This window comes from Salinibacter altiplanensis (assembly GCF_002894645.1).
In the GTDB taxonomy this organism is placed as follows: domain Bacteria; phylum Bacteroidota; class Rhodothermia; order Rhodothermales; family Salinibacteraceae; genus Salinibacter; species Salinibacter altiplanensis.
In genome coordinates, this window is record NZ_NCQY01000014.1 from 1 (window position 1) to 5,661 (window position 5,661).

Below are 5,661 nucleotides of genomic sequence, written 5' to 3' on the forward strand. Positions count from 1 at the left end.
TTAGCCGTACCTAGCCGGTCAACTGGTCCAAAAATTCGGGCACATATCCGGGGCCAATAGCCCGACTTTCCCACTCGATTGGCTTTGTCTTCGTTTCCCGCAAGAATGTATACTCAACGAGGATGGGCTGCGGCTCTCCAACCTGAAACTGCTGCTGTACCTCCTGTGGAGAAAGGGCAACGGTCGGGGTCTCGCTCTTCGCCTCTAAACCTCGGAGCTTCACCTCGGATGTTAACTCATTGCTTTGCGTCACCTGCTCAAAACTTCCACCGACTCCCCCCTGAACCACCTCATCAAGACGAGCCGCAACTTCACGCGTGAATGTTTTAGAGCGGCCTCGAATCATCACGTCTAGAGACCAGCCGTAATACACTGCCGAAATGAAGTAATCCGCCTGCGACGATCGTGGAGGCGGTGAACTGGTTTCGAGTCGCCTGACCTCGGAGATGTGTCTTACCTGGAGGTGAGCGTACCGATATTGAGAGGCATCTTTCCACTGTGCACTGGCCAACCCCAGAGCACTCGCGGTCGCATTGAGCTGAAACTGGGATCGCTGGAGTCGCAGTGTCGCCTCATATGCATCTTCGCCAACGGATGTGATTTTCCCTCCGTTTGGAACGACCTCGGTTGTGCTGAAAGAAGATCCCCCGATAGGCTTCCCAACACCCAACTTCGAGTCAGAAAACCCAATCGGAGCGGGGACCCTTACCGTTTCCCCGCGCTCGTACGTCGTCGATTGTCCATTCGCCGAGCAAGGGAAAAATACCACTTGCAAACCGAAAGCCAGGACAGTCACAAACAGACTGATCCGACTAATACTTTGCATTGGACGAGGATTTGGGGAAAGCATGTGGGAACGTGAGGTTATCAGTCCCTCTAGGGGTCAATTCAAAAAACGCTCTACATCACAATCGAGGTATTGAGCAGCATAGTCGGCCGCCAGGAGCTTATCACTCAGATACGCGTGATGCTTCTCAAGTCGTTTGTTCTGCGCGTGACTCGCAAGGGCTCTCGGGTCGCCAAGCCCTGCATCTCGTAGCCGCTGAATCTCATCTCTGAGTTCGGTCACAGTGGCATCATTCGCTCGAAGGAGTACATCCTGCGTCTCCACATCAAACCCCTCCCGCTGCAATGCGAGCTCCATCGTGTTGAGTGCCCGATCTCCAATCCAGGGAAACCACACCGCATTCGTGCCCTCTTGCACAAAGGACTTCTCGTTTAATCCCATCTCTCGAAAACTCCGGCGTCCCTCGTCCAGCAACTCATGCCCCGTCGGATCAACGAATCGAGGCTCGTCATCGGCCTCGTAAACCCGCCGCATCTCCCGTCGGATCTTCCCGTGAACCATGGCGCCCATTCCCCCAAAGAGCGGGGCCCGCCCCCCCTCTGATGGCACCAGCTCTACAACCTGCTTCTCTTGATCAACATCGATGACTTTCCATCGCTTCCCTCCAAAGATGAGGTACCGTCCTTCATACAGGGGCGCCACGATGGGAAGAGAGCCGATTCCCGATCCCCCTGTCACCAACCGGTATTCGTCCGGCGTCGAGAAGGCGGCGTAGAACTCGTAGTGATTGACGAGCTGTTCTCCGTCGAGATCGAGAACGAGCGTCCCGTCATGGGTCTGTGTGATGAGATTGGCGGCCCCAAGATCTCGCAGTAGCGTCGCAAACTGATCCGAAGAGACTGTTCGGAACGGTCCCCGTTTGCACAGCACGTCGTATCCCTGCTGAGCGTCGAGTCCTCCGCGTTGAGCAATCATCGAAAGGATCTGCTGAACGAGCGTAGACAGGTGTAGAGCACCTGTCACGGGCGGCTCATTCCATCCCTCCGCCAGTAGACGAACCATCGCAATCGTTCGCACCAGCCCAATCCGAAGCTTATCGGTCGGTGGGCTCTCTGAATCGAGCTTTGCTTCCCGCACGTACACCCGTAACACCGCTGGATCGCCACGCCGCCCAGACCGCCCAAGACGTTGACGCATGCTCGCCACCGAGGGTGGAGGTCCGACCTGGGCAATGGACTCCACATTTCCGACATCTATCCCGAGCTCCAGGGTCGTCGTGGCTACAATCGTGGTAGGCCGGTTCCCATTCCGAAGCCGTTGCTCGGCCTGGTCTCGGAGGTCTCGACTCAAACTTCCATGATGAGGCAAAAACTCATTCGGCACGCCTGCCTTGTCACACCGACGCCGTAGCAAATCAGCGGTCGTCTCAACCGTTTGACGCCGATTGGCGAACGTGATGTGGCGCCCTCCGCGTAGCGTATCGAACAGATTCCCCGCAATGTCAACCAGATCTCCACTCACCTGCGGCCGCTCCGGCTCCTCGTCTTCGTTTTCTTCTGCTTCCCCCTCCGGAGCAGATTCAGCGGAGTCGTGTTCGTACCCGCGGACTTGAAGCTTGACGGTCTGCGTCTCGCCCTCGTCACTGATGTGCTTCGCGTTTTCTCCCTTTCCAGGACGCAGGAATGCACTCGCCTTCTCCATGTCCCCAAGCGTCGCTGAAAGTGCGATTCTGGGAATGCGCCGGCGAGCAGAAAGATCAACGCGGTGCAGGAGAGACTGAAGCTGGCGACCGCGTTCTCCCCCAATGAACGCGTGCAGCTCGTCAATCACCACGTACCGAAGAGGGGCTAGAAACTCCGACATCGCATACCCACGCCGGATAAACTGCGCTTCCAAGGATTCCGGTGTAATCAGTAGCAGTCCCCCCTCCTGTCGGGCCCGCTTCTTTCGACTGCTACTCACGTCCCCATGCCACCGGAAGACCGGGACGTGAAGCGGCTCAAAGAGATCACGGAGACGATCAAACTGATCGTTGATCAGGGCCTTCAGCGGACTCACGTAAAGGACGCTCAATCCCCCAACGTCTTCCTCTTCCCACTCTTCGGCAACTCGGCTGGCAATGGGCAGAAACGCAGCCTCCGTCTTTCCTCCGGCTGTTGCTGCGGCAATCACAACATCCCGATCTCCCTGGAGAATCGGTCCAGCCGCTCGCTCCTGAATGCCATGCAGTTCTCCCCACTCCTTTCTCCGAATCCATCGCTGAACGCCGGGCTGGAAGCGATCGTAGGCAGAAGATGTAGAAGAAGTACGTGAGGGCACGTCGGCCATTCGTCAATCGACCGTTCTTCTGGGCAACGGAAAGAAGCATATTCTTAGAGCTCAAACGAGGTCAACTCTTCCTCTCCGCCCTCGTCGTCCTGATCTCTGGAATCGTCGTCTACAGGCTCCAGTTCGGCGTCCTTCTCCGGCTCGATATCAACATCCCCAACCACCTCACGCCAATCGAGCCCAGGGTTCTGATCCAGGATCGAGAGAAACTGGACGAACTTCTTCACCGTCTGTCGGGGAGTCTTGAAGTACTGCTCCCCAATCTGCTCCGCACAGTGCTCCATGAACGCCTCTAATGCCTCGTCGGAAACCAAATAATTGTCTTCTTCCCCTCCGGCATGGACGTGGCGAAGATTCTGAAGCAGAACGTAGAGTTCTTCCGGCGAAAGGCTAGCGAGACGGATCACCGGTCCTGTAAGGTCTCGGTACTCTTCGTTGGCAAAAGTATTTTCCTGAAGGCGCGACCGAAGCGCCTCGTAGCTGTAGAGCCCTCGACGGCTGTCGGTTAGAAACTCCGGGGTTCCCCCAAAGAGAAACCCGAGATGTTCGACAGTCCCCTGCAAACAATCATTGACGATGCGAAGCACCTGCTCGTAATTATTCTTCCGAGCGGTACCGTGCGTGATTTGGTAGAGGTTCACCATCTCATCCATCGCGACGACGAGCCCATCGTACCCGGCCTGTTTCACGAACAGAGCAAACAGCTTCAGATAGTCGTAGACGCTGTCATCGTCGATGTATTGACGGGTACCGAGGTCTTTTCGGGCATCGGTCTTGGTCGTGTACTCGCCCCGAAGCCACCGAATGGCATTGGCCTTTTTCTCTTCATCGCCGTCGCGGTATCCTTCCCAGTACGCGGAGATAACCTGAGCAAACGCAAAACCCCCAACCATCTCCGTCAAGTTGTCGAGGCGATCATCGATAACCGATTGCGTGTCAACATCCCGCTGATTTGCTTGCTGTCGCGCCGATCCCACGAACCGCTCGATTACGCTCGTCATCGCGCCCCCTTCGGGCTTCGAACGGGTAGCCAAATTCCGCGCGAGTTCGGCGTACAGTGTCCGTGCCTGCCCCTGTGAGCTGTGCAAACGCCGGTCCGGGGCAAGATCTGCATGCATGGTTACCAGTCCCTTTTCGAGAGCGGCCGATCGTACCAGCTGGAGTAGAAACGTCTTTCCCGACCCGTATTCCCCGATAATGAATCGAACAGCCGAGCCTCCGTCCTTGATACGGTCCACATCTCGCATCAGCGCCTTCACCTCTTCAGACCGGCCAACCTGGATATGTTGAAGGCCCCGGCGAGGAACGACCCCGGCTTTGAGCGACTGAAGAATGGCATCCCGGTCCCGCGACCGAATTCGAGAACTCATGATTGCAGCGCGTCGAGTGCGTAAGAATTGAGCTCTATGGGGTCCTCACCTTCGAGAAGCGGTTCGTCGGCAACTTCGAAGGCACTGTCGTTAATCTGTTCAATGGCAAATCCGGGAATCAGGCCGTGATCCTCCGCCAGTTCTTCGAACTTGGTCCGCTCCCACTTTTCTTTCTCCTGCAAGTCCATAAGAAGGGACTCGTGCGCCTCCGTCAATCCATCAACTGAGAACGCAGGCGCCTCGTCTTCTCCATCAGAAAACACATCGTCGAGAACACGAGCCACGTCCTGGGTTTCGTCCTGCACCTCCGATACCCGTTCGAGATCGAGATTGACCCCACCGGCGTCGTTCTGAGAGGGATCTTCTTCAGAAGAAGTGGGCTCTTCTTCGTCGGGGACACGGTACGTCTCCTGCTCCTCTCCTTCGATCACCGTAACCGGCCCGTCATCCATATCGCCCGGCTCTCGAGCTGAGAGACTGTGGAGGTCTTGATGCACCTGATCCGCATCCAGTTCGAGGATGTCATAGATCTTCTCCAAGATGCTGATTTCCTCTCCATCCAGGTAGCCGTCAGCACCGGCCACGGTAAGCAGAAATGTCGCAAGAGACCGTCGCTGCTCATCAGAAAGCTCCTCAGCCCGTCGCCGGACGCCTCGCATTGACGGAGGATGTTTGAGCAGTCGCGCCAAGTGTGCTCTCAATCGGGCCTGTTCACCTTCACTCAGATCGAGAGCCTCCTCGAGGTGACGCTCGATTTGCACTTCTTCTCCCGGAGCAATCTCATCGTCAGCTCCTGCGACAGCAGCAGCGAGATGTACGAGAAGTCGAGCCGATTCGAACGTCTCGCCCGGTTCTTCTCCATCGCCCTCCATGCGGAAAATCGTGAGATGATCGCGCTTCGACGGATTCCGTGTGTACCGAATGTCGGGCTCGACCCCAAACCCGAACCCTGCGAGGAATCCCGAAAGCGCCTCCGCCTCGGTTTTTGTCAAGTAGTCCTCATTCTTAGACGGCCAGTGTTCAAGAAGTGTCTCACTCGCAATGACCGCACGGTCTTTGTCTCCCATCCAGTCTTCAATCTGCTGGACAAATTGATTCGCCTTATCTCCTGCCCGCTCACGAATGAGGATATGTGCCCGAATTTTTGGACCAGTTGACCGGCTAGGTACGGCTAAG

At 56.5% G+C, this 5,661-nt stretch carries 4 protein-coding genes; all 4 read right to left on the reverse strand.

The genetic code is table 11. The annotated features are described in order from the left end of the window. Window positions 1-10 precede the first annotated feature (10 nt). Complete coding sequence (locus tag B7R93_RS15490; RefSeq protein WP_232798140.1) at window positions 11-223, reverse strand: hypothetical protein; 213 nt, start codon at window positions 221-223, stop codon at window positions 11-13. Between the two features lie 660 nt (window positions 224-883). Next, entirely contained in the window at window positions 884-3,106 is a 2,223-nt protein-coding gene (locus B7R93_RS07015) for a DEAD/DEAH box helicase (RefSeq protein ID WP_198598612.1), read from the reverse strand. Window positions 3,107-3,159: 53 nt separating this feature from the next. Further along, the gene (locus tag B7R93_RS07020; protein WP_103020107.1) at window positions 3,160-4,485 is read right to left on the reverse strand and encodes an ATP-binding protein; all 1,326 of its coding nucleotides are present in this window, start codon (window positions 4,483-4,485) and stop codon (window positions 3,160-3,162) included. Beyond that, a partial coding sequence (locus B7R93_RS07025; RefSeq protein ID WP_198598613.1) for a tellurite resistance TerB family protein occupies window positions 4,482-5,661 on the reverse strand: 1,180 nt, incomplete at its 5' end. The genes B7R93_RS07025 and B7R93_RS07020, both read right to left, overlap by 4 nt.

Excerpts from the sequence above, each read along its gene's own strand:
- B7R93_RS07020 (WP_103020107.1), bottom strand. The coding sequence starts at position 4,485 with ATGAGTTCTCGAATTCGGTCGCGGGACCGGGATGCCATTCTTCAGTCG.